Annotated in this window: 23 protein-coding genes; 13 read left to right on the plus strand and 10 right to left on the minus strand. The window is 71.9% G+C overall.

Annotated elements, in window-relative coordinates:
* Positions 1-29: 29 nt before the first annotated feature.
* Complete coding sequence (locus SLV14N_RS18775; RefSeq protein ID WP_263270252.1) at positions 30-1,703, plus strand: FAD-dependent monooxygenase; 1,674 nt, start codon at positions 30-32, stop codon at positions 1,701-1,703.
* 168 nt (positions 1,704-1,871) lie between these two features.
* On the opposite strand, the gene SLV14N_RS18780 is transcribed toward SLV14N_RS18775, so the two are convergent.
* The 5 genes from SLV14N_RS18780 to SLV14N_RS18800 form a co-directional block, all read right to left on the minus strand.
* Positions 1,872-2,750, minus strand: coding sequence for an MSCRAMM family adhesin SdrC (locus SLV14N_RS18780; RefSeq protein ID WP_263270253.1), 879 nt, complete (start codon positions 2,748-2,750; stop codon positions 1,872-1,874).
* 324 nt (positions 2,751-3,074) lie between these two features.
* On the minus strand, positions 3,075-5,207 hold the full coding sequence (locus SLV14N_RS18785) for a nuclease-related domain-containing DEAD/DEAH box helicase (RefSeq protein ID WP_263270254.1): 2,133 nt from the start codon (positions 5,205-5,207) through the stop codon (positions 3,075-3,077).
* Positions 5,208-5,397: 190 nt separating this feature from the next.
* Positions 5,398-7,632 (minus strand): family 2 encapsulin nanocompartment cargo protein terpene cyclase, encoded by a 2,235-nt coding sequence (locus SLV14N_RS18790; protein ID WP_263270255.1) that lies wholly within the window; start codon positions 7,630-7,632, stop codon positions 5,398-5,400.
* A 158-nt stretch (positions 7,633-7,790) separates the two neighbouring features.
* Entirely contained in the window at positions 7,791-8,639 is an 849-nt protein-coding gene (locus SLV14N_RS18795; protein ID WP_263270256.1) for a RimK family alpha-L-glutamate ligase, read from the minus strand.
* Entirely contained in the window at positions 8,636-9,574 is a 939-nt protein-coding gene (locus SLV14N_RS18800) for a RimK family alpha-L-glutamate ligase (RefSeq protein WP_263270257.1), read from the minus strand. The genes SLV14N_RS18795 and SLV14N_RS18800 overlap by 4 nt, the downstream gene beginning before the upstream one ends.
* A gap of 302 nt (positions 9,575-9,876) precedes the next feature.
* On the opposite strand from SLV14N_RS18800, the gene SLV14N_RS18805 reads away from it, so the two are divergent.
* The 3 genes from SLV14N_RS18805 to rocD all read left to right on the plus strand — a co-directional run bounded on the left by SLV14N_RS18805 (position 9,877) and on the right by rocD (position 12,687).
* Positions 9,877-10,371 (plus strand): Lrp/AsnC family transcriptional regulator, encoded by a 495-nt coding sequence (locus SLV14N_RS18805; protein ID WP_208682139.1) that lies wholly within the window; start codon positions 9,877-9,879, stop codon positions 10,369-10,371.
* Between the two features lie 256 nt (positions 10,372-10,627).
* Positions 10,628-11,449: a dimethylargininase gene (ddaH, locus tag SLV14N_RS18810; protein ID WP_259670767.1), complete on the plus strand. Its 822-nt coding sequence runs from the start codon at positions 10,628-10,630 to the stop codon at positions 11,447-11,449.
* Positions 11,449-12,687, plus strand: a complete 1,239-nt coding sequence (gene rocD, locus SLV14N_RS18815; protein ID WP_208682141.1) for an ornithine--oxo-acid transaminase — start codon at positions 11,449-11,451, stop codon at positions 12,685-12,687. The genes ddaH and rocD overlap by 1 nt, the downstream gene beginning before the upstream one ends.
* 80 nt (positions 12,688-12,767) lie before the next feature.
* On the opposite strand, the gene SLV14N_RS18820 is transcribed toward rocD, so the two are convergent.
* The 3 genes from SLV14N_RS18820 to SLV14N_RS18830 all read right to left on the minus strand — a co-directional run bounded on the left by SLV14N_RS18820 (position 12,768) and on the right by SLV14N_RS18830 (position 16,022).
* A complete protein-coding gene (locus SLV14N_RS18820) occupies positions 12,768-14,288 on the minus strand; it encodes a SulP family inorganic anion transporter (protein WP_263270259.1) in 1,521 nt (506 codons plus the stop codon).
* 76 nt (positions 14,289-14,364) lie between these two features.
* Positions 14,365-14,967: a carbonic anhydrase gene (locus SLV14N_RS18825; RefSeq protein WP_263270260.1), complete on the minus strand. Its 603-nt coding sequence runs from the start codon at positions 14,965-14,967 to the stop codon at positions 14,365-14,367.
* 455 nt (positions 14,968-15,422) lie between these two features.
* A complete protein-coding gene (locus SLV14N_RS18830) occupies positions 15,423-16,022 on the minus strand; it encodes a TetR/AcrR family transcriptional regulator (protein WP_263270262.1) in 600 nt (199 codons plus the stop codon).
* Positions 16,023-16,119: 97 nt separating this feature from the next.
* Between SLV14N_RS18830 and SLV14N_RS18835 the strand changes: the two genes are divergently transcribed.
* From SLV14N_RS18835 to SLV14N_RS18845, 3 genes are all read left to right on the plus strand, one after another.
* Entirely contained in the window at positions 16,120-16,578 is a 459-nt protein-coding gene (locus SLV14N_RS18835) for a nuclear transport factor 2 family protein (protein WP_263270263.1), read from the plus strand.
* Positions 16,579-16,614: 36 nt separating this feature from the next.
* Positions 16,615-16,755 (plus strand): hypothetical protein, encoded by a 141-nt coding sequence (locus SLV14N_RS18840; RefSeq protein ID WP_263270265.1) that lies wholly within the window; start codon positions 16,615-16,617, stop codon positions 16,753-16,755.
* Between the two features lie 192 nt (positions 16,756-16,947).
* The gene (locus SLV14N_RS18845) at positions 16,948-18,501 is read left to right on the plus strand and encodes an IPT/TIG domain-containing protein (RefSeq protein ID WP_263270266.1); all 1,554 of its coding nucleotides are present in this window, start codon (positions 16,948-16,950) and stop codon (positions 18,499-18,501) included.
* A gap of 173 nt (positions 18,502-18,674) precedes the next feature.
* On the opposite strand, the gene SLV14N_RS18850 is transcribed toward SLV14N_RS18845, so the two are convergent.
* Complete coding sequence (locus SLV14N_RS18850; RefSeq protein WP_221174756.1) at positions 18,675-20,111, minus strand: PLP-dependent aminotransferase family protein; 1,437 nt, start codon at positions 20,109-20,111, stop codon at positions 18,675-18,677.
* A gap of 136 nt (positions 20,112-20,247) precedes the next feature.
* Between SLV14N_RS18850 and SLV14N_RS18855 the strand changes: the two genes are divergently transcribed.
* Positions 20,248-21,069 carry a methyltransferase domain-containing protein gene (locus SLV14N_RS18855; RefSeq protein WP_263270268.1) on the plus strand — a complete coding sequence of 274 codons (822 nt, stop codon included), beginning with the start codon at positions 20,248-20,250 and terminating at the stop codon, positions 21,067-21,069.
* A gap of 44 nt (positions 21,070-21,113) precedes the next feature.
* On the opposite strand, the gene SLV14N_RS18860 is transcribed toward SLV14N_RS18855, so the two are convergent.
* Complete coding sequence (locus SLV14N_RS18860; RefSeq protein ID WP_263270270.1) at positions 21,114-21,965, minus strand: helix-turn-helix transcriptional regulator; 852 nt, start codon at positions 21,963-21,965, stop codon at positions 21,114-21,116.
* Between the two features lie 178 nt (positions 21,966-22,143).
* Between SLV14N_RS18860 and SLV14N_RS18865 the strand changes: the two genes are divergently transcribed.
* The 5 genes from SLV14N_RS18865 (at position 22,144) to SLV14N_RS18885 (ending at position 26,681) form a co-directional block, all read left to right on the plus strand.
* Entirely contained in the window at positions 22,144-23,622 is a 1,479-nt protein-coding gene (locus SLV14N_RS18865; RefSeq protein ID WP_208682153.1) for an MFS transporter, read from the plus strand.
* Positions 23,623-23,712: 90 nt separating this feature from the next.
* Positions 23,713-24,696 carry a BtrH N-terminal domain-containing protein gene (locus SLV14N_RS18870; protein WP_208682154.1) on the plus strand — a complete coding sequence of 328 codons (984 nt, stop codon included), beginning with the start codon at positions 23,713-23,715 and terminating at the stop codon, positions 24,694-24,696.
* A 217-nt stretch (positions 24,697-24,913) separates the two neighbouring features.
* A complete protein-coding gene (locus SLV14N_RS18875) occupies positions 24,914-25,531 on the plus strand; it encodes a TetR/AcrR family transcriptional regulator (protein WP_208687970.1) in 618 nt (205 codons plus the stop codon).
* Positions 25,528-26,184, plus strand: a complete 657-nt coding sequence (locus tag SLV14N_RS18880; RefSeq protein ID WP_208682155.1) for a peroxiredoxin-like family protein — start codon at positions 25,528-25,530, stop codon at positions 26,182-26,184. The genes SLV14N_RS18875 and SLV14N_RS18880 overlap by 4 nt, the downstream gene beginning before the upstream one ends.
* Positions 26,185-26,429: 245 nt before the next feature.
* The gene (locus SLV14N_RS18885; protein WP_263270272.1) at positions 26,430-26,681 is read left to right on the plus strand and encodes a hypothetical protein; all 252 of its coding nucleotides are present in this window, start codon (positions 26,430-26,432) and stop codon (positions 26,679-26,681) included.
* Positions 26,682-26,688 lie beyond the last annotated feature (7 nt).

Raw genomic sequence — 26,688 nt, forward strand, 5'->3', positions numbered from 1 at the left:
TGGTGGGCGGAACTGCGGGGAGACATCTGATGGATGCCGACACCGATGTCGATGTGATCGTGGTGGGTGCGGGACCGACCGGGCTGATGCTCGGCGCCGAGCTGGCGCTGGGCGGCGTGCGGGTGCAGATCCTTGAGCGGCGGACCGAGGCCCAGCGGCATTCGCGGGCGCTGACCCTGCACCCCCGCAGTGTCGAGCTGATGGACCAACGGGGCCTGGTGGAGCGCTTCCTGGCGCGCGGGCGAGCCGTACCGGGGTGGCACTTCGCCGGACTGGACACCCGGCTGGACTTCAGCGCGCTGGACACCCGGCACGGCTACACGCTGTTCCTCACCCAGGCCCGTACCGAGCAGCTGCTGGCGGAGCGCGCCCGCGCACTCGACGTACCGATCCGGCGCGGACACGAGGTGGTCGGCCTGCGCCAGGACGACGGCCGTGACAGGGGCAGTGGCATCGGCAGTGACATCGGCGAAGACGGCGGCCGAGGTGGCGGCGACGGGCGGGACGGGCGCACGGACCCGGGCCGTGTCGAGGTGGACGTCCGCGTGCCCGGCGGTGACCTGAGGACCGTACGCGCTCGGTACGTGGTCGGGTGCGACGGCGGACGGAGCGCGGTGCGCCGGGCCGCCGGTATCGAGTTCCCCGGCACCGACGAGACCCTGACCGGCGCACTGGGGGATTTCGCGGTCGTCGACCCGGCGGCCCTCGACCGTGCGCGCGCCCAGGGCGTACTGATCGCCCCGCTGGAGCCGGAGCCGGAGCCGGGGGACGAACGGACGGACGGCGGCCCGGCGGAGGGGCGGACGGGAGGCCTCACCCGGATCGTCCTCGTCGATCCGCGGCGGATGCGCACACCGGCCGCCGAGCCGCTGACTCTGGAGGAGTTCCGGACCTCCCTGGCGGGAATCTGCGGCACCGACTGCGGGGTGGCCCAGCCCCGTTGGCTGTCGCGCTTCGGCAATGCCACCCGGCTCGCCGCCCGCTACCGCGCCGGACGTGTCCTGCTGGCGGGCGATGCCGCGCATATCCACTTCCCCGCGGCCGGCCAGGGCCTCAACACCGGGCTCCAGGACGCGATGAACCTGGGCTGGAAGCTCGCCGGCGAGATCAACGGCTGGGCGCCGCCCGGACTGCTCGACAGCTACCACGCCGAGCGTCATCCGATCGGACAGGCGGTCACGGAGAACACCGAGGTCCAGACGCTGCTGATGGAGCTGCCCCTGCTCCCCCCGTATCAGCGCCCGGCCGCCGCGCTGCGAAAACTGCTGACGGAGCTGCTGGGTATCGAGGAGGTCAACCGACGTCTGGCCGGGCGGATTTCCGCGCTCGACACGGCCTATCCGCCCACCGCCGCCGACGCCGATCCCCTGGTGGGACGACGAATGCCCGATGTCGCCCTGACGGCGGCCGGTTCAGCGGCCGTCCGCGCCCATGAACTCCTGCCGCGCGGCCGGTTCGTCCTGCTGGACCTCGCGGGTGACGAGCAGCTGAGGCGAACCGTCACCACGGGCTGGGGGCAGCGGGTGACCGCCCTGACCGTCACCCGGCACGGGCACCGCACCGACCTCGACGGGGTACGCGAGATCCTCATCCGCCCCGACGGCCATATCGCCTGGGCCACCCGCACCCCGGCGCTGCCGGCCCGCCGCATCGAGCGACACCACGCCCTGACCGACTGGGCCGGCCGCCCCACACGGCGCTGAGCGATGCGCGGGTGCCGAGAGGTGCCGTCCTGCGTCTCGTCCGCAGCCGCGTCGTGGCCGATCGCGCGGCGCGGCGGACGGACGGACCGAGCGGGGCCGGACCCGGCCGTCGTGATGCTGCCGTTCCTGGCACGGGCCCGTACGGCGGGAGTGCGCCGCGTCGTCCTCCTAGCCCGCGCCCCCCGAACGCCCCGGGCGTCCCGGCCGTCCCGGGCTTCCCGCGTTCACCGGGTCCACGGGGCTCGCGCTCGCCGAACTCGCGGGCCGATCGCGGCGTTCCGAGGTGTCCGCCGAGTTGTCGGCTGATTTGTCCGGGTCCAGCGGGCTCTCCGGGTGGTCGGAGTGATCCAAGCTGTCGGAGGGGTCGGAGCTGCCGGACGGGTCCGGGTTGCCGGAGGCATCTGAGTCGTCGGAACGGGCCGGGTCGTCCGAGGTGTCCTGACCGTCGGAGCGGCGGTCCGGGCTGTCGCTGCCGGAAGGGTCCCGGTCATCGGAGCGGTTCGGGTCATCGGAGCGATCCGGGTTGTCCGAACGGTCTGGATCATCGGAGCGGGCCTGGTCATCGCGAGGATCCCGGTCGTCGCGACGGTCCTGGTCGTCCCGACGATCCTGGTCGTCCCGACGATCCTGGTCGTCCCGACGATCCTGGCCATCGCGTCGATCCTGGCCATCGCGTCGATCCTGGTCATCCGGGCGGTCCTCGTCGGCGGACGTGACCGCTTCCCGGGGGCCGTTCGCGCTCAGTTGGAGGCTGCCGAATTTGGCGTTGAGCCAGGAGCGGGCGCGCACGACGGTCACCACGCGGCCGGTGCAGTCGCGGCCGGTGTAGAGGACGAGGTCGGTGGGGGTGTCGTTGTCCACCTCGCCGTAGCCGTCCCCCACTCCGTAGCAGTGGTCGTCGCCGGGGTCGAGGATCTCGTGCGGCCGGTTCTCGGGCCGGGTGTGGTACGTGATGACGCCGGTGACGGCATGTGCGCCGGAGGGAGCGAACGCGACGAGCCCCCCGGTGAGAGCCAGCGCACCAAGGAAAGCGGTCTTGCGTCGCACAGTCGGAACTCCTGTCAGCCATGACGGCGGGCCGGTCCTGGGTCAGGCCCATACGGAATGTCGCCATGTGGGGTTCCCGACGCCCTCTCGGGATATTCACCTCGAAGGGGAGATTCACCGAGCAGCAGCACATTTCGGGCTGGCTGGGCGCGCCGACCGCCCGTGTCACCGGCCCCGCCGTCTTCGCCGCAGCCGCAGCCGTAGGCCGTCGCCGCAGCCGCAGGCCGTCGCCGCAGCCGCCGCCACCGCAGCCGTAGGCCGTCGCCCTCGCCCTCGCCGCCGCCGTCGGCTGTACGGACGGCCGTCGCCGGCGGCTCCAGTGGGTCAGCTCTCCTCGACCGGCCGGACGCTGCCCAGCCAGAGGACGTCGCGGGCGCGGGTCATGGCGACGTAGAGCTGACTGCGCGCCAGTTCCGCGCGCTCGTGGGCGGTTTCGGCGGGGGCCGGACCGTCCGGGGTCCCCTTGGGCAGATGGGCGTCGTGCTGCGGCAGATAGACGCGCTTGAATTCCAGGCCCTTGGCACGGCGGTAGCTGCCGAGTTTGACGGCCTCGACCGGGTGTCCGTCGTAGCGGTCCAGCGCGCAGACGGGCAGGCCCGCCCGGGTGAGGAGGCGCTGGTAGTGCTCGATGGCGCGCTTCGAGGGGCAGAGAACGGCGGAGCCGGCCAGCTCCTGGGGGGACAGGGCGCCCAGCGCGGTCAGCAGGGCCTCGTCGTGCGCGACGGGGGTGGGCAGTACGGCGCGCTGCACCTCGCCGTCGTGGTAGGTCAGGTCGACGTCCCGGCGGCCCGGGGTGCGCGTGCCGTCGAGGTCCTCGAAGGCGTCCTCGGCGACCACGGAGAGCGCGGTGTCCACGATCTCCTTGCTGTTGCGGTAGTTGGCGCGCAGCACCTGGCCACGGTCGCCGCGGATGTCGATGCCCGCGTCCGAGAGACGGAACCCGCCCGGGTAGACGGCCTGTTGGCCGTCCCCGACCAGGAGGAGTCCGTTGGGGGTGTCGCCCACCAGGGCATGCAGCAGGCGCACCCCGACGAGGGTCAGGTCCTGGACCTCGTCCACGACGACGGCCGTGTAGGCGCTGTGGCCGGTACGGCCGGCCGCCTCGGCGAGCGCGAGGGAGAGCACATCGTTGAAGTCGTGAACGGCGCGCTCGGTGCGCTGTGCCTCGTACGCCTCGTACAGGGACCAGACGGCCTGCCGGTGCGGGCGGCGCAGACCGGCGCGGCGGCGACGGCGCGGGAGGGCGGCGTACTCCTCGAAGGAGGTGAGGCCGCGGCCCTTGATGACGTAGTCGATCTCTTCCCGCCAGTACGGGTGCAGCGGATCGATCTCGGTCAGACAGCTGTTCCGGCCGACGTGTTTCCAGGCGAAGCTGAAGGCCGTCTCCGCCTTCTCCTTGTGCAGATGGACCGGGACGCCCCGGTCGCGCAGATACTCCTGTGCCCAGGAGTGCAGGCTGCGGAAGTCGACCCGGTCGGCCACCGCCGGGGCCATGGTCTTCAGGAAGGTGGCCTGTACGCGGGGGAGGTTGTTGGCGAAGGTGACGTACAGGATGCGGCCGTTGGTGCGCTGAGCCAGGTAGGCGGCGCGATGCAGGGCGATGACCGTCTTGCCGGTGCCGGCCGGGCCGCTGATCCTGGCCGGGCCGGCCCAGTTGCGCCGTACCAGCGCGAGCTGGTCAGGATCGAGGAAGGTCATCCACCGCTCGATGGGGGCCCGGCGCACCTCGTCGAGGGCGGCTTCCCGCAGCCCGTCGAGGTCGAAGAGACCGTCGGACCCGGCGGCCGATGGCCGGGTGGCGGCGTCCGGGGTGCGGGAGACGGCGTCCGGGGTGGCGGCGGCGGGCGGGGCCTCGTACTCGGGGAAGGCCCGCTCCAGATGATCGGCGAGGGCCCGGACGGACTCCGCTGACAGCCGGGTGCGCTCCGAGAGCAGCGCCGGTCCGATCTCCCGCTCGCCCAGCAGCCGTATCCGGCCCAGCTCCGCGTCGACCCGGTGTCCCGCGAAGGCCAGCAGCGGACGCACCGCCACCGGGGACATCCCCAGGGACGCCACCGCGCTCTCGGCGGCCTTGGTGACCGCGAGCAGCTTGCGACGGTGCTCATCGCGGGAGAACCCCCCGGCCCGCAGCCGGCCGCCCGAGGTCTCCGGTGCGGCCCGCCAGTTCTTGACGTCGATGACGAAGACCCCGCCGGGGCCGATCAGCAGCATGTCGACATTGGCCGCGCGGGTGCCCGGCCAGCGCCGGTCCACGAGCAGCCGCCAACCCCGCTCGGTCAGCATCAGCAGCTGGGCGGCGACCCGCTGTTCCCCCTCGCTCGCCGCCTCCCAGCGCTCGGCCCGCTGCCTGGCGGCCTGCCATTGTTCGCGTAACAGGCGCTCCTGGCGGCGGGCCTGCTGCGCCCGCCGTGCCGCCGAAGCACCTGCCGACCCGCCCGGTGCACTCCCTGCCGCCATCGCTCGCCCCCTGACGTCTCGCCCCCGCAGGCATGAGTCATGAACCATAGGTCGATGGCACATGACGCGGAAGTGCGCACGGGAGGGGCACGGGCGCATGGTGCCGGGAGTCCGCGGCCGACGGGCCCGGCCCGCCCCGCAGTCGGCGGGAGGGCGGGCCGGGCCGCGGACATGCCAGGCCACCGCCCGTCTACCCCACGCGCGCAACCGACCGGAAGAGGCGGGCCGCGGACGTGCCCAGACCGGTCGGCTCGCCCACCCGGCCGGGCGAGCCCGTCGGGTGGCGCAGCTCGGAGGCCTGGTAGCGCCGGCAGTCCCGGTGCCAGATGAGGATGCCGGCCATCCAGTGCTCCAGCTCGCGGACATAGCCGTCCAGCGCCTCGCGCGACTCGGCCGAGAGCTGGAAGTCCTCGCAGACGACCGGGAGTTCATGGGCCGCGACATGCTGGAACTCGCGCATCCGCGAGGTCATGAGGTCATGGACGATGGCCAGCGCGGCCGGGTAGTCGCAGCCGAAGAAGGTCTGGACGACCAGGATGCCGTTGTGGACCTCCCCCTCGTACTCGATCTCCTTCTGGTACGAGAAGACATCGTTCATCAGGCCCGCGTAGTCGGCGGCGGCGTTCTCCAGTGAGCGCAGGGTGCCGGTGCGGTAGATCTCCGGCGGGACCTGCCGGCCGCGGCCGATCCGGCTCAGGCTCATGGTGAGGTCGGCGCCGAAGGTCGCCCGGCGCATCTCGATGTAGTCGACCGGGTCGGGGATGCGGTTCTGGATCTGGTTGTCGATCTCCCAGAGCCAGCTGGCCGTCATCGTGTCGACGGCTGCACGGAACGCCCGGCGCGCCTCGGGCCCCATGGAGACCGTCGTGCGGGTCCACAGGTCCGCCAGCCCGCGTTCGAGGGCGTTGACCGGCTCCGGTGCGGACGTCGTGGCGTCGAGCGGCATGAAGGCCGACAGCCGCTCGGTGCACACCTTGGCCGAGGCGATGTCGCGGGTGCGGCCGAAGACCGCCGGGTAGTAGTCGTCGGCGTAGGTGCCCCAGGCCAGCCAGGCGGCGCTCAGGTCCAGTTGCTCCGGGGTGGCGTCCGGATGGATGCCGGCCGCGCACAGCGCCAGATCGTGCCGGATCATCGCGGGCTCGTCCCAGACGTCGGACAGCGGCACCCCGGGCTGCGGCTGGAGGATGCCCATCCGGTGGGCCCAGTCGAGGAGCCGCTGCCGGGCGCCCTCCAGGTGCGGGCTGAGGGTGGTGGTGAACGGCATGAAGAAGTCGGGGAGTCGGGACGGTCCGACCTTCCGGTGCGGGAGGTGGGTACCGCTGCGGAGGCGGAGCGCACCGGTCGTGGCCAGGGCGGTGTCCAGGTCCGCCGCCGAGGTGCCGAGCCCGCCGAAGGAGAACGGCGACCAGGGCTGCGAGCGGCCGGCCGCAGCCCCGCCGCCGTTCATGTAGCGGCTGGAGCGCATATGCCATTCGTGGCCGCCGGACTGCCAGTCCTGGAGCCCCTTGGCGTACGCCAGCACCTCCGCACAGGACGCCGGATCGAGGCCCTTCTCCAGGAAGAGCGCGGGGAGTTCGGCGACGACGGTGTTCTCGAACTGCTGCAGCCGGGAGGTGATCAGATCGTTGACGGCGTCCGCCGCCTCCTGGGTGGTGCAGTCCAGGAAGGTCTCCAGCACCAGGACGCCATTGCTCAGCTCGCCCTCCTCCTCCGTCTCCCGCTGGTAGGAGAACAGGTCGTTCCGCAGATGCACGGCGTCGGAAAAGGTGTCGCGCAGTACCCGCAGCGGCCGGGAGGCGGCGACGGCCGCGGGCACCTCGGCGCCGGTCGCGTACTCCACCAGGCCCGCCGACCAGGGCGCGCCACCGACCTTGCGGCGCATCTCGATGTACTCGACGGGGTTGGGCACCCGGTGGATATTGATATTGGACAGTTCCCACAGCGACTCGTTGAGCAGATGCTCGGTGCTCTCGGCGAACCGCCGCCGCCAGTCCATGGACATCCGCGGCACCGTGCGCGCCCACAGGTCGGCGAGCCCGGCCTCGACGGGGTTGACCGGCTCCGGAAGGGGCGTCGTCAGGTCCATCGGCATGAAGGCGGGCAGCCGGTCGAGGTACTCCTTGCCGCCCTTCCGGTCCAGTGTCCGCTTGAACTTCTCCAGGAAGTGGTCGTCGAAGAAGAAGACCCAGACGTACCAGTCGGTCACCAGCGAGAGCGCATCGGCATCGCAGTCCGGGTGGGTGTAGGAACACAGCAGAGCGTAATCGTGGGAGTCGAGATCCTTCTCCTCCCAGATGCCCGAGCCCTCCAGCATCCCCATACCGCGGGCCCACTTCTTGGAGTGGGCCCGCGCCGTCTCCAGATGCGGGTTCAACCGCGCCGGGTAGGGCGTGTAGAAGTGGGGCAATTCAAATGGCTGTGTCACCGGTGCCGGCCTCTCCCCAATACGTATGGAAGGAAGGCGCGTTGCACCACGCCCTCCTTGACGGGGGCAGCGCTACCCCAGGGGTCGGCGCCTTAGGCCTTATGGAGGAGGAGCTTCCGCCTCCACTCTTCTTCGGTCCGTAGTGCTCCGAACCGGGTTCATTTCTCGCTGACTTGTGGCACTTTTCTTTCGGCCCCGCTGCCGGTCCGGCCGCTCACTGCGGTCCGCAGGGCGAGTGCCGCCAGCGCCTCCGGGGCACCGGCCTGGCCGCGGACTCCGGGGAAGGCGTTGATGTCCACGATGAGGGGCGCACCGCCCCCGGCGTCGAGAAGATCCACCCCGTAGACCTCCAGCCCGAAGACCTCGCCGACCCGGAGCGCGGCGGCCGTCCAGCTCGCGGGCAGTTCGCCGACCGGCAGCGGCAGCGTCGGGCCGCGGCCGTCGGGGGCCAGCTCCGAGCGCCGCAACGCGGCGAAGAGCTGCCCGTCGACCACCCACAGCTTGTGGTCCCAGCCGCTGTTCACGGTGAACTCCTGTACCACCACGGGCTCTTCGTGCCAGTCGGCGGCCAGTTCCCGCAGCTGTACGGCGCTGTGGGCGCGGGTCACCAGGTCCCCGCGCCGGCTGAACCGGCTCTTGATCACCAGCGGCCCGGCCGGGGCACCGGCCGCGGCCAGCTCCCCGAGGGTGGCCGCAAAGCGGGTGCCGGCGAACGGCAGCCCGGCCGCGCGGGCCACCGCGGCCATCTCCACCCGGTCCTGGCACCGGGCGGTCGCCGCGGCCGAGTTGAGCACCGGGGCGCCGTGCTCCTCCAGAAGCGCGGCGAGCGCCAGCGCCCGGGGCGTCCGCGCCTTGAGGAGATAGACGTCGGCGAGCGAGGAGAGGTCCGGTCCCGGCCCCTCGGCGCCCGGGTCCAGGGTTTCCACCCGGTGCTCCGGGGTCAGCAGACCGGTGACCGCGGCGAGCAGCGGATGCCCGGGGTCCGCGGTGAGCAGACAGATCCTCACCGGCCGCCGCCGATCGACGCCGCGGGCCGGGCGGGGCGGGGAACGGACGGCACGGCGAACGGGGCCGCCGGGGCGGCCTCCCGTACGGACGCCTCCCGTACGGACGCCACCCGCCCCCTCGTCCCATGACGGGCGAGGTCCAGGACGGCGGCGGACACCCGGGCGACCGCGTCCGGCACCTGGCGGAAGCTGGGGAAGTCATTGATATCGACGATCACCGGGCCGTCCGGGCCGAGCAGGATGTCGACCCCGTAGAGGTCGAGGCCGAACACGTCGCCTATCTCGGCGGTGATCCGGGCAACTTCGGGGGTGAGCGGTACCTGCCGTTCGCGGACGGCGTGAGCGGGGTGCAGCGGGGAGCACCGCTCGGTCGCGTACAGCTCACCGGCGACGCTGTACACCTTCAGATCCGTACCGGAGTTGGGGACGTAGGGCTGGGCGATGAGCAGCCCGCCGGCCGGTCCGTCCGGCTCCACCGGGGCCGGCAGCCGGTCCGGCGTCGCCACCAGCCGGACGGCGCGCCCGGAGCTGCCGTCGGCGGGCTTGACCACGAGGGGGAACTCCGCCTCCGGTATCTCCGCGAACTCCTCGGGACGGGCCGCCGCATACGTCACGGGGACGGGCAGCCCCTTGCCGCGGGCGATCACCGCGGCCAGCGCCTTGTCCCGTACGCCACGGATGGCCCGGACGTCGTTGACCGTCGTCAGCCCGACGGAAGCGGCCGCTTCCAGGAGGGTCAGGCCCGGACCGCCGGAGACGGTCTTGAGGACCCAGGCGTCGTGGCTGCCCGCCCGTATCGCCTCGGATATCCGGATCAGCGAGCGGCCGGGCCACACCACGTCCACCTGGTGGTCCCAGGCGCGGAGTTGGTGGATCACCTCCAGGGGCATGCCGTCATGGCGGTACTGCTCCTCCACCAGGAAGCAGAGTCTCATCGGGCACCCTCGTCATCGCCGCACGTCCACCGACCGTCCGGCAGATCCATGACACACCAGGATCCCATGCGGCGTCCGCCGGGGACGGTGGACCCACGCACCCGGCCCCGCCCCGTATGCCGGATACGTCACGCCATCCCCAGAACCCCTAAGGGCTGTCCACTAGCGAGCCACCAGCCCGGTCCCGAACTCCTGGCGAGCCACCAGCCCGGCCCCCGCTCCTCCCGCCCCCGGTGTCGCTACCGTGAGGCGACCGCGACGGAGCATCACCGGGATGGACCGGGATCAATCGGGAGGCCCCTGTGACCAACAAGGCCGTGCCCTTCGACGACCTCGACCGCAAGATCGTTGCGGCGCTGATCGACAACAGCCGGGCGAGCTTTGCGGAGATCGGTGCGGCGATCGGGCTGTCGTCCACCGCGGTGAAGCGGCGGGTGGACCGGATGCGGGAGAACAACGTGATCACGGGGTTCACCGCCACCGTCCGCCCTGCCGCACTGGGCTGGCTGACCGAGGCGTATGTCGAGGTGTACTGCGACAGCGCGGCGCCGCCCCGCCGGCTCGCGGAGGTGGTGCGCAACCACCCGGAGATCGCGGCGGCGATGACCGTCACCGGGGGCGCCGATGCGCTGCTGCACGTCCGGGCGACCGATGTGGAGCACTTCGAGGAGGTGCTCGAACGCATCCGGGCCGAGCCGTTCATCCGCAAGACGATCAGCTACATGGTGCTGTCCCATCTGCTGCCGGACAGCCCGGAGGCGGGCGCCCAGCAGTCCTCGGGAGGGACCACCCGCTGAAGCGGGCCGGTGCGCGCGGCCCGTCACAGCCGCCGGGAGCCCGGCACCCACGCCCCGGACGCGGAATGCGTGACGGGATCGCGCAGGAATGCTGCGTTCAGTGCCCGCGAGACGCAGCATTGCTGCGCAGCTGAGCAGCATTTGTTTCTTGTGTCCCGATTCCCTCGCTCCTTACCTTGGAAGCACTCCGGGTGACCCTCTGTGACACCTGGTCACCCGTATGCCCCTGAGGAAGCGAAGGGATCGTCCCGTGCCGATGAGTCGTGTGTCGCGCCCCCGGCGCTATCTGGTCTGCGAGCCCAGACACTTCGCCGTGCATTACGCGATCAACCCATGGATGCGAGCGGATGTGCCGGTGGACACCGCGCTCGCGGGGCGCCAGTGGGAGGCCCTGATGGGCACCTACCGCGCGCACGGGCACACCGTGGAGACCGTGACCCCGGTGGCCGGCCTGCCGGACATGGTGTTCGCGGCGAACTCCGCGCTCGTCGTGGGCGGCCGGGTCTTCGGCTCGCACTTCCACGCACCGCAGCGGCGGCCGGAGTCCACGGAGTACGAGACCTGGTTCAAGGCGGCCGGATACGACGTCTACCGGCCGGAGTCGCAGTGCGAGGGCGAGGGCGATCTCGTACCGGCCGGCCGCTACATCCTGGCGGGTACGGGCTTTCGCACCACCCCGGCGGCGCACCGCGAGGTGCAGGAGTTCTTCGGCGTACCGACGATCGGCCTCCAGCTGGTGGACCCGTACTTCTACCACCTGGACACCGCGCTCTTCGTCCTGGAGGAGACGCCGGAGACGGGCGAGGCAAACATCGCCTACTACCCCGAGGCCTTCTCGTCCGGCAGCCGTGAGGTGCTGCGGCGGCTGTTCCCCGACGCGGTGCTCGCCACCCGGGACGACGCCATGGCCTTCGGCCTCAACTCCGTCTCCGACGGCCGCCATGTCTTCGTCGCCCCGCAGGCGACCGGCCTGATCGCGCAGCTCGGCGCGCACGGCTATGTCCCCGTCCCCGTCGACCTGTCGGAGTTCCACAAGGCCGGCGGCGGCATCAAGTGCTGCACCCAGGAGATCCGCTGATGACCGCTCCCACCCGTACCGTCCCCGCGCAGGCCGCTCCCCGTTCGTCCGCGGAGCTCATCCAGGCCGAGGGCCCGGTCCTCGCGCACAACTACCACCCGCTGCCCGTGGTGGTCGCCCGCGCCGAAGGCGTCTGGGTCGAGGACGTCGAGGGGCGCCGCTACCTCGACATGCTGGCCGGCTATTCGGCCCTCAACTTCGGCCACCGCCACCCGGCCCTGATCGAGGCCGCGCACCGCCAGCTCGACCAGCTCACCCTCACCTCGCGGGCGTTCCACAACGACCGGCTCGCCGGCTTCGCCGAGGGCCTCGCCGAGCTGACCGGCCTGGACATGGTGCTGCCGATGAACACCGGCGCCGAGGCGGTGGAGAGCGGCATCAAGGTCGCCCGCAAGTGGGCGTACGACGTCAAGGGCGTCCCGGCGGACCGGGCGACGATCGTGGTGGCGGGCGGCAACTTCCACGGCCGGACGACCACCATCGTCGGCTTCTCCGACGACGACACGGCCCGCATCGGCTTCGGCCCCTTCGCCCCCGGCTTCCGCACCGTCCCGTACAACGATCTCGCCGCGCTCGAAGCGGCCCTGGACGAGACGACGGCCGCCGTACTCATCGAGCCCATCCAGGGCGAGGCGGGCGTCCTCATCCCCGACGACGGCTACCTCACCGGCGTACGCGAACTGACCCGGCGCAACGGCTGCCTGTTCATCGCCGACGAGATCCAGTCCGGGCTGGGCCGCACCGGCACCACCCTCGCGGTCGAGCACGAATCCGTGGTGCCGGACATGCTGCTGCTCGGCAAGGCTCTCGGCGGCGGCATCGTCCCGGTCTCCGCGGTCGTCGCCCGCCGCGAGGTGCTCGGCGTGCTCGGCCCCGGCCAGCACGGCTCGACCTTCGGCGGCAACCCCCTGGCGGCCGCGGTCGGTTCGGCGGTGGTCGAGCTGCTCGCCACAGGGGAGTTCCAGCGCCGCGCCGCCGAACTCGGCGCACAGCTGCGCAGCGGCCTGGCCGCGCTGACCGGCAAGGGTGTGACGGGCTTCCGCGCCCGCGGCCTGTGGGCCGGTGTCGACATCGACCCCGCCCTCGGCACCGGCCGGGAGATCAGCGAACGCCTGCTCAAGGAAGGCGTCCTGGTCAAGGACACCCATGGCTCGACGATCCGGCTGGCCCCGCCGCTGACCATCACCGCCGAGGAGCTGGAGTCGGCGCTGGGCAGCCTGGAGCGGGCGCTGGGCTAGGGGCGGGCGGGCCGGCCCCGGAAGACACAGCGCGGCCCCGGCGGTTCCTTCACCGCCGGGGCCCGCGCCGCGCATTCGCGTCAGGAGGCCGTGGACCGCCCGGCCGTCACCGTGGCCGGCCGGTCCGCTGAGGGCGGGGCCGCCGCGGCGTTGTGCTGGGTGGTCCAGCCGTCCAGCGCGGTGCGGCAGGCGTGGTCCAGGTGCCGCAGCTCCGTCAGGTCCAGCTCGACGGGCTTGTCACGGGGCAGCGCCTCCAGCGTGTCCAGGATCTTGGGCAGCCGCAGGAAGGTCGCATTGCCGCTGAGCGCGACGAGGGTCCGTCCGCCCGTCAACTCCCGTACGTCGATCTGGACATGGGAGGTCTCCCAGGCGGTCTTCACGACGGCCAGCAGCAGGCCGAGCAGCACGCCCTCGAACATGTTGGTGAAGACGATCGCGCCCGCGGTCACCCCGAGGATCACCGCCTCGCCCCGGTGCTCCCGCCACAGCTGCGGCAGCTGCCGTACGGGCACCAGCTTCGCCCCGGCGTGCACCAGGACGGCGGCGAGCGCGGCGAGCGGGACGACCCCGAGGGCCGCCGGGAGCAGCGCGGCGAAGACCAGCAGCCAGCCGCCGTGCAGCACCCGGGAGGCCTTGGTCCGTGCCCCGGCCTGTACGTTCGCCGCGCTGCGGACGATCACCGCGGTCATCGGCAGGGCACCGAGCAGCCCGCAGACCGTGTTGCCCGCGCCCTGCGCCATCAGCTCCTTGTCGTAGTCCGTACGGGCCCCGGTCATCCGGTCCACCGCCGCGGCGCTGAAGAGACTCTCCGCGGAGGCGATGAGGGCGAAGGCGAGCACGGTGCCGAGGACGGACAGCTGCGCCAGTCCGCCGAGTTCACCGAGGCCGGGCGGCTGGATCGACGCCAGCAGACCCTGCACCTCCACCTTGGCGATGGGCAGCGCGAACCCCGCGGTGACCAGGGTGGCGACGGCGATGGCCGCCAGCGGTCCGGGCACCAGACGGACCTTCGCGGGCAGCTGCGGCCACAGCACGAGCAGGCCGAGGGTGCCCACGCCGACCGCGAACGCGGTGAAGGCCTCGGGGCTGTTCGCGATCCCGGCGGCGAGGCCGGGCAGTCCGGTGATCTTGGCGAGGCCGCTGCTGGGCTGGTCGGTGTCGGCCATGGCGTACACCTGGCCGAGGATGAGGATCAGCCCGATCCCGGCCAGCATGCCCTGGACGACGGCGACGGAGATCGCCCGGAACCACCGGCCGCAGCGCAGCGCGCCGAGTGCCAGTTGCAGCAGTCCGGCAGCGAGCACGATCGCGCCCAGGGACGCCAGGCCGAATTGCTGCACGGCCTCGTGGACGAGCACGGTGAGCCCGGCCGCGGGGCCGCTGACCTGGAACGAGCTGCCCGGCAGACAGCCGACGACCAGGCCGCCGACGATGCCGGTGATCAGCCCGAGTTCGGCCGGCACCCCGGAGGCGACGGCGACACCGACACACAGCGGGACGGCGACGAGGAAGACGACGAGTGAGGCGAGGACATCACGGCGGAGTGTGCCGGGACTGAGGTTGGGGAACTTGGCGGTGGTGCGCTGGAGCGCGGTGAGCATGGAGATCTCTCCGATGGGGTGCGTGGGGCGGGACGGGCGGCGGGTCGGTTGGCCGGCGGATCGGGCAGGCGCCCGCTCACAGCGACTCGAAGTGCCCCGTCTCCGGCCGGTGCCTGCGCACGGCCCCCGTATGCACCTCGTAGAACCAGACGTCCAAAGACAGCCGCCCGGCGGCGAGACCCTCCGCCACGCACGGGTAGGACCGCAGCCGCTCCGCCTGCGTCAGCGCGTGCCGCTGGACGGCGTCGGCGAGTTCCGGTGTGCCGCCGTCCGTCCCGGCGCCGCCCGGGAGTTCCGGTGCGGCGCTCTCCAGCCAGCCCCGGACCGCGGGCACCCCGGTCAGGTCCTCCCCGCGGACCAGCGCACCGACCGCCCCGCAGTGTGAGTGGCCGCACACCACGATGTGCTCCACGCCCAGGACCTGTACGGCGTACTCGATGGTGGCGGCCTCCCCCGCGGGCCGCTCGGGGCGGTACTCGGGAACGATGTTGCCCGCGGTGCGCAGTTCGAACAGATCGCCCGGCGCCGCCCCGGTGATCAGTGCGGGAACGACCCGCGAGTCGGAGCATGTGACGAACAGCGCCTGCGGCGACTGCCCGGCTCCGAGCCTGCGGAACTCCTCGCCGCGCTCGGCGCAGCGGTTCTCGAAGGAACGGGCGTGCGCGGTGAGTTGTTGCATGGTGGCCTGCCTCCTACTCGCCCTCCGTGGGCGCGTGGTGTGGTCGGGTCATGGGTGGCGCGGCCGCTGCCTCGACGGTGAGACGGCGGCGCGCCCGGCGCGGGACGGTTCCCCTGCCGGGCGTGCTCCCTGAGCACGTAAGGCCACCCTTACGCACCCTTCCTGAAGGCAACCTGAAGCCCGTCCCAACGGCAGGTGTCCCGGGCCCGTCGTCAGGCCCGGGGGGCCGGCACCCGAGAATCCGGAGCGGGGGCCGGACTGCCCCACCCTCGCCGAAAGCCGACGCGGCCACAGCTCGGGGTGAGCTGCGGCCGCGTCGTCGTTCACCCCTAGAAGGGGGGATTCCTCTCCTCGGAGTACGGGCGGCAGACGCGAAAAATCCCGCCACGAATGGGGCGTGGCGGGGACCGCGGTCACGTAGTTGATCTTAGTTCGCACCTTGAACTAACGCGCCATCAGGTCTCGCTGTGCGCCGCCCCGGGCCCCGCCGCACTCCCCGCCGCCTCCATGAGCGCGGCGGCGGCGGTACGGGCCTGCCGGGCGGCGGAGGGCTCGCCCATGAGGGCGGCACCGGCGATCGCACCGTCGATCAGCAGCACCAACTGCCGTGCCAGCGCTTCCGGTTCGGCGACCGGCACCGCCCGCACCAGCCCGGCCACATACCCCAGCAGCGCCTCCTTGTGCTCCCGTGCGACACACCCGACCCGGTCGGAGGTCGCCCCCAGCTCTCCGTACGCGTTGATGAAGGCGCAGCCACGGAAGCCGCCCTCCGTGAACCAGTCGCCCAGCCAGTCGAAGACCGCGAGCGGCCGGGCCGCGGGATCGTCGGCATGCGCGTCGACGTACTCGGCGAGTGCGGCGCGCCAGCGGGTGTCGCGGCGGCGCAGATACGCCTCGACGAGGTCGTGCTTGGCGGGGAAGCACTGATAGAGCCGCTTGAGCGACACCCCGGCCGCGGTGCGGAGCTCATCCATCCCGACGGACTGGATTCCGCGCTCGTAGAAGAGCTTCTCCGCGGCGTCGAGTATCCGCGTGCGGGCTTCGTCGTGACCCATGACACTTCCCGTGACCTTGCAGGAGAACGAACGTTCTCTACACTAGCCGACAACGGGGAGAACGAACGTTCTCCTGTGCAGAGAAAGGGAGTCCGTCATGGCACCACGCCCACCCTTCCCCCCATTCGACGAGCCGAGCGCACTGCAGAAGGTGCAGGCGGCCGAGGACGCCTGGAACACCCGCGACCCGGAACGCGTCGCCCTGGCCTACACCGAGGACTCGGTCTGGCGGAACCGCGACACGTTCCTCACCGGCCGCGACGAGATCGTCGACTTCCTGCGCCAGAAGTGGACCCGCGAACTGGACTACGCACTGCGCAAGGAACTCTGGTCGTACAGCGGCAACCGCATCGCGGTGCGCTTCCAGTACGAGTCCCATGACGCGGCCGGCCAGTGGTGGCGCAGCTACGGCAACGAGCTGTGGGAGTTCGACGAGAACGGCCTGATGCGGCGCCGGGAGGCCGGTATCCACGATGTCGCGATCACCGGCGACGAACGCCGCATCTTCGGCCCCCGCCCGGAGGAGGAGCGGGGCCACCCGCTCCCGTTCCGCTGATCAGCCGACGCCGGGGAACTCCCCGCGGAAGAGGTGTTGGACGATCCGGCGGCCGGGCCGCTCACGCTCCGGGTGACGCTCCAGCAGACCACCCGGGCGCTCGGCGACGTGCGGCGCGTCGCGGCCGGCAGGGACGGGCGACTGCCCGTACCGGATGATCTGGATGCCGACGGGTGAAAGCGCCGGCCATGGGCAGGCATGTGCGAATGTTTCGCTTCCCCGCAGCATGGGAAAAAGGGGCGATAACCGAACTACTGGGCTGCCCATCCCTCCTCGGGGATGGGCAGCCCGCGGCGTTTTTATGACGCGCGGTCTGTGGTTGTGGTGCCCCGGAGCGGGATCTGGATGGCCCCCACAAAAGGGGTCCACATGAGTACGCAAGTTCAGTCGCCGATGCAGGAGCTGCTGCAGACAGCGGCGCTCCCCAGCCAGGCGGGGCAGGTGAGCCAGGCGGCAGTCCCGGCGAACATCTTCCTGGCCGTCACGTCGATCCCCGTCGGCAACAACCCGGTCGGGCTGGCGATCGCCCCCAGCAGCGACCTCTACGTCGCCAACTCCGGGTCGGCCAACGTGTCGGTGATCAACACCATCACGGACACCGTCGTCGGCGGCCCGATCGGCGTCGGCGGTACGCCGGTCTGGCTGACGGTCGCCCCCAACGGCAACGCCTACGTCCCCAACAGCGGGTCGAACACCGTGTCGGTGATCGACACCACCACCAACACCATCGTCGGCGCCCCGATCGCCGTCGGCAACCAGCCGGCCGTGGTGGCGGCCGTCCCCGGCGGACGCGTCTACGTCACCAACTTCGCCGGGAACACCGTGACGGTGATCGACACCGCCACCAACACCGTCATCGGCGCCCCGATCGCCGTCGGCGCCCAGCCGGTCGGGGTCGCGGTCGCCCCCAACGGCAACGCCTACGTCACCAACCGGGGATCGAACACCGTGACGGTGATCGACACCGCCACCGACACCGTCATCGGCGCCCCGATCCCCGTCGGCGCCCAGCCGAACTTCGTGGCGATCGCCCCCAACGGCAACGCCTACGTCGCCAACATCGGGTCGAACGACGTGACGGTGATCAACACCATCAGCAACACCGTCGTCGGCGCCCCGATCGCCGTCGGCAACCAGCCGTGGGGAATCGCGGTCGGCGCCGACGGGATCGCCTACACGGCCAACCGGGCGGCGAACAGCGTGACGGTGTTCGACACCGCCACCAACACCGTCGTCGGCGCCCCGATCCCCGTCGGCGCCGGACCCATCGCCGTGACGGTCGCCCCCAACAACAAGGTCTACGTCAGCAACATCAACGGGAACAACGTCAGCGTCATCCAATTCGACCCGACGCTGACCAGCATCAACCCCACCCAAGGTCCCATCGCGGGCGGCACGGTCGTGACGATCACCGGCACCAACCTGACCGGGGCGAGTGTCGACTTCGGCGGCGTCCCCGCCACCGGGGTGAGCGTCAACGCCACCGGCACGCAGATCACCGCCACCACTCCGCCCGGGGCGGCGGCCGGTCCCGTGACCGTCACCGTCACCACCCCTGGTGGCAGTGCCGGCCTGGTGAACGGCTTCACCTACCTCCTGCCCGTCCACGCCACCTCGCTGACCGCGACCCCGGCGCTGGCGAAGCTGTTCCCGCCGCACGTGTACTTCCCGTTCCTGACCGCCACGCTGACCGATCAGGTCACCGGGCTGCCCGTGCCCGGCCAGACCATCATCTTCAAGATCGGAAGCAACCTGCTGGGCACCGCCACCACCGACGCCCAAGGCGTCGCCCGGTTCAACGAGACGCTCATCCTGACGCTCATCCTCGCCAACGGCGGCTATGACGCCGAGTTCGCCGGCGGCTCCACCGGGTCGGCAATCCTGTCGCCGTCCAGCGACCACGCGGGAGTCATCGAACCCTGATTCCCGACCGGTCACCGGCCGACCCGGCGGCACCGGCGGGCACCACCCCACTCACCCGCCATGCCGCGCCCGGTCACCAGGACGGCACCCCGCCATTCCGTGCGCTCCGAGAGGAGGAGCGCACGGAATGGTCTGCTGCGCTCGGGGTGGCGCGCAGTGTGCCCGCAGCCCCGTCACCCGCCGGTCAGCGCCTCGCCGATGACGGCCACACCCTGCGTGATCTCGTCCGGGGTGCGGGCGGCGTAGCCGAGGACCAGGCCCGGCGGGGCCGGGCGTTGGCTGTGCCAGGACAGCGGGTGGACCTTGACGCCGTGGGCGAGGGCGGCCGCGGCCAGGTCCGTGTCGGAGCCCCGGTAGCCGTCCCGTCCGAAGGTGAGCGTCAGATGCAGGCCCGCCGCGGCGCCGTGCACGGTCGCGCCCGGCAGACGGTCGCGGATCGCCGCGATCATGGCGTCCCGGCGGCGGCGGTGGCGGCGGCGCAACAGCCTCAGCCGGCGCTCCAGTTCACCGGACTCCATCAGCCGGGCCAGGACGAGTTGGGGCAGTGCGGCGTTGCCGAGGTCGGCGAACCGCTTGGCGTCGACCAGCGCCTTCCGGTACTTCCGCGGCGGCAGCAGCCAGCCCACCCGCAGAGCGGGGGCCAGCAGCTTGGAGACGCTGCCCGCGTAGCAGACCTGCTCGGGAAGGAGCGAGCGCAGGGCGGGGACCGGCGCGCGGTCGTAGCGGTGCTCGGCGTCGTAGTCGTCCTCGACGATCAGGCCGCCGTCGGCCGCCCAGCGCATCAGCTCACGGCGCCGTCCGCCACCGAGCACCACCCCGGTGGGGAACTGGTGCGCCGGGGTGAGCAGAACGGCCCGCGCACCGCTCGCCCGCAGCGCGTCGACCCGTATCCCGTCGTCGTCCACCGGGACCGGCGGCGTCGCCATCCGCCAGTGCTGGAGATGCTGTCGTGCGCCCAGCGATCCGGGGTCCTCCACCGCGATCTCCGGGATGCCGTCGCGGTGCAGCACCTGGGCGATCAGACCGAGCGCCTGCACGGTGCCGACGACGATCACCACCTCGTCCGGGTCCGCCCTGATGCCGCGGTTGCGGGCCAGCCAGTTGGCGACGGCCCGGCGCAGCGCGACGGTGCCGCGGGGGTCCCCGTATCCGAAGTCGGCCGACGGGAGGTCCGCCAGCACCGCGCGTTCGGCGCGCAGCCAGGCCGCACGAGGGAAGGCGGCCAGGTCCGGCACACCGGGCGAGAGGTCGATCCGGGCGGGGGCGGTGCGCAGCTCGTCGAAGATCTCCGGGCCGGGCGGTGCGGCGAACGGTACGGGGGCCCGGCCGGCGCCGGGCGTCGCTCCCGTGATCGTCGCGGCGGCCGTCACGGGCGCGGCGACGACGATCGTGCCGCCCCTCCCCCGCCCGGCGAGCTGCCCGTCCTCGGTCAGCCGCTGGTAGGCCTCGGTCACCACACCCCGCGATACCCGCAGGTCGGCGGCGAGCGTCCGGGTCGCGGGCAGTCTGCTCCCGACCGGCAGCCGGCCGTCCGCGATCGCCCGCCGCAACTCCTGGGCCAGCCAGTCCGACCGGCCGCCCGCGGGCGCGTCATCGAGGTTCAGCTGCAGGAAGTCGGAGGAGCCGGGGGACGGCGGAGCCGGGGACGAGGGGGCCGCGGAGGCTGGGGACTCGGAGGTTATGGACCGGTTGGCAGGGTGCTCTTTGGACCTGTGCACCGGGCCATTGTCGCGGCACGGTGAAGGCATGACCACGAACACGGCGTATGTGCACGGCTATTCACCTCAGGAGGCACGTCGGCTCGGCGACCAGGCGGACACCCTGGCCGCGTTGCTGCACGCCGGGACGGCGTACGCCGCGGGCAGCCGGGTGCTGGAGGTCGGCTGCGGGGTGGGCGCGCAGACCGTGCATCTGGCCCGGAGCAGCCCGGGGGCGCGGATCGTCGCGATCGACCGCTCCGCGGAGTCGCTGGCGCAGGCCCGCGCGTATGTGACGGCCCAGGAGCCCGCCGCCGAGGTGGAGTGGCGGACCGCCGACCTGCACCACCTCCCCTTCCGCAACGCGGAGTTCGACCATGTCTTCGCCTGTTTCGTGCTGGAGCACCTTCCGGACCCGGGCCGTGCGCTGGCCGGGCTGCGACGCGTACTGCGGCCCGGCGGCACCCTCACCGTGATCGAGGGCGACCACGGATCGGTGGTCCTGCACCCGGACAGCGTCCACGCCCATGAGGTGATCAGCCACCAGGTACGGCTGCAGGCCGCCGCCGGCGGAAACGCGCTGCTCGGACGGGCATTGCAGCCGCTGCTCAGCGGCGCCGGCTTCGACCAGGTGGTGGTCCGGCCGCGCACGGCCTATGCCGACGCCACCCGGCCCGCGCTGGTGGACGGCCTCACCCGGAAGACCTTTATCGCCATGGTCGAGGCGGTCCGCGACGAGGCGCTGCGCACCGGTCTGAGCACCGCCGCCGACTGGGACCGGGGGATCGCCGATCTGCGGCTGGCCGCCGCCGAGGGCGGCACCTTCCACTACACCTTCTTCAAGGCCGTGGCGGTCAACCCGCGGCCGTAGGGGACCGGGAGCCCGCCGGGGCCTACGACGGGGGGCCGGGCTCCTCACATCGGCGAGGCGGCCGCCCCGCCCGCCGCACACCGCTGCAACGCGGGCAGTTTCTCCGTCGTCGCGGCATCGGCCGGCATACACGCGAACAGCTTGATGCCGGGCGCGTCCAGCGCCGCCAGCTTCACGTAGTCGAAGGTCAGCGCCCCGACGCGGGGATGGGAAAAGGTCCGTCGGCTGCTGCCGAACTCCGCGATGTCATGCGCTTCCCACCAGGCCCGGAACTCCTCGCTCGCCTCCCGCAGGCCGCCCGTGAGCTGCTCGTGGCGCGGGTCCCCCGAGCGCTGCCGGGAATCGGCCCGGAACTGGGCGACCAGATCCCGCGCCTGTCCGTCCCAGTCGGCCAGCAGCGTGCGCATCGCCGGGTCCATGAACACCAGCCACAGCAGGTTGCGTTCGGCCGGCTCCAGCTCGCCCGGGTCGCCGATCAGCCCCGCCTCGGCGCGGTTCCAGCCCACCAGGTCCCAGTTGGCGTCGAGGAGGTAGGCGGGATTCGGTGCGAGCGCGTCCACCAGCCGCTGCAGGGCGGGCCCGGGACCGCGGCCCGGCGGCCGCTCCGGCAACGGCACCCCGGCCAGCGCGAACAGATGCCGGCGCTCGACCGAATTCAGCATCAGGGCGCGCGCCAGGCTCGTGAGGACCTGTCCGCTGACGGTGATGTCGCGGCCCTGCTCCAGCCAGGTGTACCAGGTCACGCTGACCCCGGAGAGCTGGGCGACCTCTTCGCGCCGCAGCCCCGGGGTGCGCCGCCGCGGTCCGGCGAGGATGCCCGCTTCCCGGGGCGAGAGCCGCTCCCGGCGTGAGCGCAGGAACTCCGCGAGGTTCCGCCGCCGTTGCTGGTCAGCCATCGGTACTCCCGTTCGCCGCGGGTCGCGGGTGCCGGCCGGACGGGCCCGCCGCGTCTGCGGCCGGAAGGGGCTCGCCGCGGATGTCTCCGGGCGCAGCACGGTGACGGATGGGGGGTTGTGGGGACACCAGCATAAGTGGTCTCTGTATGTCCGGCCGGGGCCGTCCGACGCTGGCGGCATGACCCAGACCTCACCCGCAGGCACCACCGGACGGCATACCGCGCCGGTCCCGCCGTCCGCCCGGCAGGCCGGTGCGGCGCCGTGGCGGGCCCTGACCGTCGTACTGGTCGGGGCGTTCATGGCCGTGCTCGACACCTTCATCGTGCTGGTCGCCGCCCCCGCCATCCAGGCCGATCTGCACTCCTCCCCCGCCGATGTCCAACTCATCCTGGCGGGCTACCAACTCACCTACGCCCTGGCCCTGATCACCGGCGCACGGCTCGGCGACCGCTACGGCCGCAAGCGGCTGTTCCTGACCGGGATGGCGCTGTTCACGCTGGCCTCCGTGGGCTGTGCCCTGGCGCCCGGCTCCGGCGCCCTGATCGCCGCGCGGCTGGTCCAGGGCCTCGGTGCGGCCGCGATGTTCCCGCAGGTCTTCGCGGTGATCCAGATACTGATCCCGGAAGGCGAACGCCCCAAGGCCTTCGGCGCGCTCGGCGCGGTCATCGGCATCGCCACGATGTCCGGGCAGCTGGTCGGCGGTCTGCTGATCGCCGCCGACCTCTTCGGCTCCTCGTGGCGGCCGGTCTTCTGGGTCAATGTGCCCGTGGGAGTGGTGACGCTGCTGCTCGCGGGCCGGTTCGTGCCCGAGTCGCGGGCGCCCCGGTCCCGGCGGTTGGACCTGCCCGGCGCCGTGGTGCTGACGGTGGCCCTCTCTCTGCTCGTGGTGCCGCTGGTCGAGGGCCGGGCGTACGGCTGGCCGTTGTGGGCCTGGCTCGGTCTGGCCGCGTCCGTGCCCGCGTTCGCCGCGTTCGGCCTGGTGGAGCGGCGGGTGGAGGCCAGGGGCGGCGCCCCGCTCGTACGGCTGCGGCTGTTCGGCGAGCGGCCGTTCGCGGTCGGGATGACCCTGGTCGTCCTCACGTACGCGGGCATCAACTCCTTCTTCCTGATCCTGTCGTTGACGCTGCAGGACGGTCTGGGGCTGGACGCGCTGGGCGCGGGCCTGGTCTACACGCCGCTCGCCGTCGCCTTCTTCGCCGCCAGCCTGCTCGCCGGCCGGCTGGCCCGCTTCGGGCGGCGGGTGCTACAGCTCGGCGCCCTGCTCGGCGGAGTGGGCTTCCTGGGCACCCTCCTCCTGGCCGCCCGCGCCGGTGCCGCGCTGACCGCCTGGGAGCTGGCACCGGCCCTGGTCCTGGTGGGCGCGGGCAACGGTCTGCTGGTCACCCCGTTGCTGAACGCCGTGCTGGGCACCGTCGGTCCGGAGGAGGTGGGCATGGCCTCCGGGGTGCTCTCCACCGGACAGCAGATCGGCGGCGCGGTCGGCGTGGCCGTCGTCGGCATCCTCTACTACGGCGCGCTGGGCGGCGCCGCGCATCATGCGACCGGTGCGTACGGGCATGCGCTGGCGGCCTCGGTGGCCCTCAACGTCGCCCTGTCCGCCGCGATCTCGGCCCTGCTGCCCCTCCTCCCGGACCCGGCCGCGGGCCGCCGCGCTTAGGGGGTATCCGGCGGATCAGGCCTGGGACGCGGCGGCCAGGCAACCTCATCTGCAGGGTTGTGGTCAGGTGAGGGGAGGAGAATGAGCGGCATGGCCATGGTGAAAGACATCGATGTCCGCGGCATGCAGCACTGCGAGACGACGGCGCTGGGCGTGCTTCTGCGGCATGAGGGACTCGACCTGTCCGAGCCCATGCTGTTCGGGCTCGGCTCCGGGCTGTCCTTCATCTACTGGGACAGCAAAGCCATGGGCTTTCCCTTCCTGGGAGGCCGGGTCAAGCCGTTCGAGCTCACCAGGAACCTGGCCGCCGCCCTCGGGCTTGAGCTGCTGATCGGGGAGACCACCTCCCCGCGCAAGGCCTGGCGGAACGTGGCAGCACCCATCGACGCCGGTCGGCCGGTCGGCCTGCAACTCGACAGCTACCACCTGGACTACTTCACCACCAAGGTGCACTTCGGCGGGCACGTCGTGGCCATGTACGGCTACGACGAACAGGACGCCTACCTGGTGGACACCGCCCCGCAGGGCGGAGCCGTCTCCACCAGCCTCGCCGGCCTGGCCAGAGCCAGGGCCGAGCGCGGCCCCATGACCGCCAAGCACCGCTCCTTCACCATCACGGCGCCCAGCAGCCCGACACCACCGCCGGACCGGATCATCCCCGCGATCAAGACCTGCGCCGAAGCCTTCCTGAACCCGCCCATCGCGAACCTGGGCCACCGGGGCATCGAGAAGACCGCCAAGCACGTGCCGACGTGGCTGCAGCGCAGCGACAATCCGCGGGAAGACCTGCCACGGACCGCCGTCCTCATGGAGAGGGCCGGCACCGGCGGCGCCCTGTTCCGCAATCTCTACCGGGACTTCCTCGCCGAGTGCGCCCAGATGATCGACAGCGGCCATCTGCGCACCGGCCACACCCTGTATACCGAGGCCGCCACCCTCTGGACGCAGGTGGCCGCACTCGTCGCGACAGCAGGCGAATCCGGCGACGCGAAGCACCTCGTGCAGGCCGGCTCCCTCCTCCACGAGCTCTCGCGCGTCGAACGCGAGGCGATGCAGGCACTCAGCCGGCTCTAGATGTACGCCCTGCCCTGCCCTTCCCCAACCCCCTTGCCGGAAGGGCGGGTTCCAGATGTTGTCCACAGCCGATTTCCCCAACTCCTTGTCAGGGAAGGGCTCTCGACTTATCTTGGAATAACCGTTCCAAGATACGGGGCGGGACCGACCGACCCTGCATGACTTCTCGTGACGACCCTGCATGACTTCTCGTGACAACGAAACGAGCAGCCCGGCCATGCCCGACATCAAGCACTTCAACCCCGACCTCGTGCTCGACGAAGCGATCCAGGTCTTCTGGCGCCACGGCCTTCCGACGACCGGCATCCAGGCGCTGGTGACCGCGACCGGCGTGAGCCGCTCCAGCCTCTATGCGACCTTCGGCAACAAGGACGGTCTCTACGCCGCGGCGCTGGGCCGCTATATAGCGCAGCACTCGACACCCGCCTTCGCCCATCTGTCGCAGGCGTCCTCGGGGCTGACCTCGATCGAGGAGTTCTTCGCCGGGCTGATCGAGGTGCGCTGCTCCGGCCCGGTCGCCGGCTGGGGCTGCATGGTCACCAATGCCTACGCCGGCCCGGAATGCGACGACACCGGCATCCGCACCCTGCTCGAAGACCACCACCAGATGCTCCAGTCAGCCATGCGCGCGGCCCTGGCCAACGCCGCCGAGCTGGGGCACCTCCAGCCGTCCTGCGATCTCGACGCCTCCGCCGCGGTGCTGGCGACCCTCGCGTACGGCGTCAATCTGCGCTCCCGTGCCGGCGCCGAAGCCCAGGCCCTGACCGACACGGTGACCGCCGCCCTCGCGCCACTGCGCGCCCCTCTCTCACCTCAGGAGCACCCACCGCAATGAGCCTTCAGGAAGAACTCAGCACCCTTCTCCGCACCGGCTTCCCCCAACTCCCCGAGGCCGCCCGCGAGGTGATGGAGCGCGCCGCCCGTGACCTCGCCGCCTCCGGCCTGGCCGCGCGCGCCCTGCGGACCGGCGACACCGCCCCCCGCTTCAGCCTCCCGAGCGCGACCGGCGACACCGTCACCCTCGACGCCCTGCTGTCCGCGGGCCCGGTCGTGCTCACCTTCTACCGCGGCGCCTGGTGCCCCTACTGCAACCTCGCGCTGCGCGCCCTCCAGCGGCACCACCCCGATATCACCGCCCGCGGCGCCCAGTTGGTCGCCATATCGCCGCAGATCCCCGACGAGTCCCTCACCCTCACCGAAAAGCACTCGCTCGCCTTCGACGTGCTCAGCGACCTCGGCTCGGACACCGCCAAGCAGTTCGGCATCAGCTTCGACCTGCCCGACGATCTGGCCGTCGTGTACGAGTCCTTCGGCTTCGACCTGCAGCGGGTCAACGGCGGACACCCGCGCACCCTCCCGCTCCCCGCCACCTACGTCATCGACCAGGACGCCACCATCCGCTGGACCTACCTCGACACCGACTACACCACCCGCGCCGAACCGACCGACATCCTCACCGCCCTTGACGCCCTGCCTTCGGCACACTGAATTACCCGCCGACACCGCGACACCGGGAGGCTGGACACCGGGAGACTGGGACACCGGCCTCCACTCCCGAAATCCGCGACAGCTCGACCCAACGGAAATCCACACCGCATTCGGGCTTCTCTTAACGGGAAATTGATCGGGCCCAAGCCGGTGCCCCAACTCGCCACCATCCCCCCATGGGCCGCCGCGCAGCGGAGCGCTAAGGTCGGATTTCCAGGAACGTAAACGGGGGAGGGCAGCCGCCGATGGCGCAGGACAATGCCGTAATCGGCTGTACGGGAGTGCTTTTGATCGGCACTCGTGGGGCTGCCGGTCCCGGTGAGGTTCTGGTGCGGATCAGGGGCGGCTCCGAGGCCTTTCTCGCCTGGTCCGCCGAGCCCCTTCCGGTAGGGGCGACCGTGCTCGTCATCGAGTGCCGTGGCAGTCGCCAGGTCGACGTCATGGAGTGGGCCGATCCGTTGGACGCGTTGACCGGCGGGGCCGGCGACGCAGGCTGAGGAGACA

The sequence above is a fragment of the Streptomyces sp. Je 1-4 4N24 genome (assembly GCF_026239515.1).
GTDB lineage: Bacteria > Actinomycetota > Actinomycetes > Streptomycetales > Streptomycetaceae > Streptomyces > Streptomyces nigrescens.

Coding starts and splice junctions, on each gene's coding strand:
- SLV14N_RS18875 (WP_208687970.1), top strand. CDS start 24,914: ATGCCCGACATCAAGCACTTCAACCCCGACCTCGTGCTCGACGAAGCG.
- SLV14N_RS18800 (WP_263270257.1), bottom strand. CDS start 9,574: ATGAGACTCTGCTTCCTGGTGGAGGAGCAGTACCGCCATGACGGCATG.
- SLV14N_RS18775 (WP_263270252.1), top strand. CDS start 30: ATGGATGCCGACACCGATGTCGATGTGATCGTGGTGGGTGCGGGACCG.
- SLV14N_RS18880 (WP_208682155.1), top strand. CDS start 25,528: ATGAGCCTTCAGGAAGAACTCAGCACCCTTCTCCGCACCGGCTTCCCC.
- SLV14N_RS18845 (WP_263270266.1), top strand. CDS start 16,948: ATGAGTACGCAAGTTCAGTCGCCGATGCAGGAGCTGCTGCAGACAGCG.
- SLV14N_RS18825 (WP_263270260.1), bottom strand. CDS start 14,967: ATGCAACAACTCACCGCGCACGCCCGTTCCTTCGAGAACCGCTGCGCC.
- SLV14N_RS18830 (WP_263270262.1), bottom strand. CDS start 16,022: ATGGGTCACGACGAAGCCCGCACGCGGATACTCGACGCCGCGGAGAAG.
- SLV14N_RS18855 (WP_263270268.1), top strand. CDS start 20,248: ATGACCACGAACACGGCGTATGTGCACGGCTATTCACCTCAGGAGGCA.
- SLV14N_RS18865 (WP_208682153.1), top strand. CDS start 22,144: ATGACCCAGACCTCACCCGCAGGCACCACCGGACGGCATACCGCGCCG.
- SLV14N_RS18870 (WP_208682154.1), top strand. CDS start 23,713: ATGGCCATGGTGAAAGACATCGATGTCCGCGGCATGCAGCACTGCGAG.
- SLV14N_RS18835 (WP_263270263.1), top strand. CDS start 16,120: ATGGCACCACGCCCACCCTTCCCCCCATTCGACGAGCCGAGCGCACTG.
- rocD (WP_208682141.1), top strand. CDS start 11,449: ATGACCGCTCCCACCCGTACCGTCCCCGCGCAGGCCGCTCCCCGTTCG.
- SLV14N_RS18785 (WP_263270254.1), bottom strand. CDS start 5,207: ATGGCGGCAGGGAGTGCACCGGGCGGGTCGGCAGGTGCTTCGGCGGCA.
- ddaH (WP_259670767.1), top strand. CDS start 10,628: ATGAGTCGTGTGTCGCGCCCCCGGCGCTATCTGGTCTGCGAGCCCAGA.
- SLV14N_RS18885 (WP_263270272.1), top strand. CDS start 26,430: ATGGCGCAGGACAATGCCGTAATCGGCTGTACGGGAGTGCTTTTGATC.
- SLV14N_RS18860 (WP_263270270.1), bottom strand. CDS start 21,965: ATGGCTGACCAGCAACGGCGGCGGAACCTCGCGGAGTTCCTGCGCTCA.
- SLV14N_RS18820 (WP_263270259.1), bottom strand. CDS start 14,288: ATGCTCACCGCGCTCCAGCGCACCACCGCCAAGTTCCCCAACCTCAGT.